General features: G+C 51.6%; 16 tRNA genes. All 16 read left to right on the forward strand.

Annotated elements, in window-relative coordinates:
• Positions 1-78: 78 nt before the first annotated feature.
• The 16 genes from BN899_RS18180 (at position 79) to BN899_RS18255 (ending at position 1499) form a co-directional block, all read left to right on the forward strand.
• A tRNA-Asn gene (locus tag BN899_RS18180) sits at positions 79-154 on the forward strand.
• 4 nt (positions 155-158) lie between these two features.
• Positions 159-233: transfer RNA gene (locus BN899_RS18185), tRNA-Thr, on the forward strand.
• A gap of 8 nt (positions 234-241) precedes the next feature.
• A tRNA-Tyr gene (locus BN899_RS18190) sits at positions 242-326 on the forward strand.
• Between the two features lie 9 nt (positions 327-335).
• A tRNA-Gly gene (locus BN899_RS18195) sits at positions 336-409 on the forward strand.
• A 20-nt stretch (positions 410-429) separates the two neighbouring features.
• Positions 430-506: transfer RNA gene (locus BN899_RS18200), tRNA-Arg, on the forward strand.
• A gap of 7 nt (positions 507-513) precedes the next feature.
• Positions 514-589, forward strand: a tRNA-Gln gene (locus tag BN899_RS18205).
• 14 nt (positions 590-603) lie between these two features.
• A tRNA-Lys gene (locus BN899_RS18210) sits at positions 604-679 on the forward strand.
• A 3-nt stretch (positions 680-682) separates the two neighbouring features.
• Positions 683-771 (forward strand) — tRNA-Ser (locus tag BN899_RS18215).
• A 16-nt stretch (positions 772-787) separates the two neighbouring features.
• A tRNA-Ser gene (locus BN899_RS18220) sits at positions 788-880 on the forward strand.
• Positions 881-895: 15 nt separating this feature from the next.
• Positions 896-972: transfer RNA gene (locus BN899_RS18225), tRNA-Pro, on the forward strand.
• Positions 973-980: 8 nt separating this feature from the next.
• Positions 981-1057, forward strand: a tRNA-Ile gene (locus BN899_RS18230).
• A 9-nt stretch (positions 1058-1066) separates the two neighbouring features.
• Positions 1067-1142, forward strand: a tRNA-Trp gene (locus tag BN899_RS18235).
• A 20-nt stretch (positions 1143-1162) separates the two neighbouring features.
• A tRNA-Pro gene (locus BN899_RS18240) sits at positions 1163-1239 on the forward strand.
• 7 nt (positions 1240-1246) lie between these two features.
• Positions 1247-1323 (forward strand) — tRNA-Ile (locus BN899_RS18245).
• A 4-nt stretch (positions 1324-1327) separates the two neighbouring features.
• Positions 1328-1403, forward strand: a tRNA-Phe gene (locus BN899_RS18250).
• Between the two features lie 19 nt (positions 1404-1422).
• Positions 1423-1499 (forward strand) — tRNA-Met (locus BN899_RS18255).
• Positions 1500-1516: the final 17 nt, after the last annotated feature.

Consider the following 1516-nt stretch of genomic DNA (forward strand, 5'->3'; position numbering starts at 1 on the left):
CTGGTTAGAATGCCAGCCTGTCACGCTGGAGGTCGAGGGTTCGAGTCCCTTCCAGGTCGCCAAATTAATTTAATATGTGGGAATATGGCTCAGTTGGTAGAGCAATTGACTGTTAATCAATGGGTCACAGGTTCGAGTCCTGTTATTCCCGCCAATTCGCTGGTGTGGCTCAACGGTAGAGCAGCTGACTTGTAATCAGCAGGTTGTAGGTTCGATTCCTATCACCAGCTCCATGAAAAACGGAGGATTTCCCGAGCGGCCAAAGGGGGCAGACTGTAAATCTGTTATCGACGATTTCGGTGGTTCGAATCCACCATCCTCCACCAATTAAATATGCGGGTGTAGCTCAATGGTAGAGTTCCGGCCTTCCAAGCCGGCTGTGAGGGTTCGATCCCCTTCACCCGCTCCATTGAATCAATTATATAATGTGGGTGCATAGCTCAGCTGGATAGAGCAACGCCCTTCTAAGGCGTGTGTCCGGGGTTCGAATCCCTGTGCGCTCACCACAATTATAGGGGATTCGCCAAGTCGGTAAGGCATAGCACTTTGACTGCTACATGCGTAGGTTCGAGTCCTGCATCCCCTGCCAACTTAACTAAATATGATCCATTAGCTCAGTCGGTAGAGCACCTGACTTTTAATCAGGGTGTCCCGCGTTCGAGTCGCGGATGGATCACCAACTGGAGAGGTGTCCGAGTGGTTTAAGGAGCTGGTCTTGAAAACCAGTGATGCTTAACGGCACCGTGGGTTCGAATCCCACCCTCTCCGCCATTTTAATTTAATATTCGGAGAAGTACTCAAGTGGCTCAAGAGGATCCCCTGCTAAGGGATTAGGCTGGATTAAACCGGTGCGAGGGTTCGAATCCCTCCTTCTCCGCCAATTTTGTTTTTATGTCGAGGTATAGCGCAGTTTGGTAGCGCACTTGGTTTGGGACCATGGGGCCGGGGGTTCGAGTCCCTCTACCTCGACCAATAAGTTTGGACCATTAGCTCAGTTGGTTAGAGCGCCCGGCTCATAACCGGTAGGTCCGGGGTTCGAGTCCCTGATGGTCCACCATAAATTCATAGGGGTGTAGCTCAGTTGGTAGAGCGTCGGTCTCCAAAACCGTGCGCCGGGGGTTCGAGTCCCTCTACCCCTGCCATTTAAAATTAAAAGCAATGTCGAGGTATAGCGCAGTTTGGTAGCGCACTTGGTTTGGGACCATGGGGCCGGGGGTTCGAGTCCCTCTACCTCGACCAATAAGTTGGGCCTATAGCTCAGGTGGTTAGAGCGCACGCCTGATAAGCGTGAGGTCGCTGGTTCGAGTCCAGCTAGGCCCACCAATTTGCCCAGATAGCTCAGTCGGTAGAGCAGGGGACTGAAAATCCCCGTGTCGGTGGTTCGATTCCGCCTCTGGGCACCAGAAATATATTAATGAATATGGCGGTATAGCTTAGTTGGCTAGAGCGTTCGGTTCATACCCGAAAGGTCACAGGTTCGACTCCTGTTACCGCTACCAACTTAAACTATTACTAA

Origin of the sequence: Faecalimicrobium dakarense (genome assembly GCF_000499525.1) — a bacterium.
Lineage (GTDB): Bacteria > Bacillota > Clostridia > Peptostreptococcales > Peptostreptococcaceae > Faecalimicrobium > Faecalimicrobium dakarense.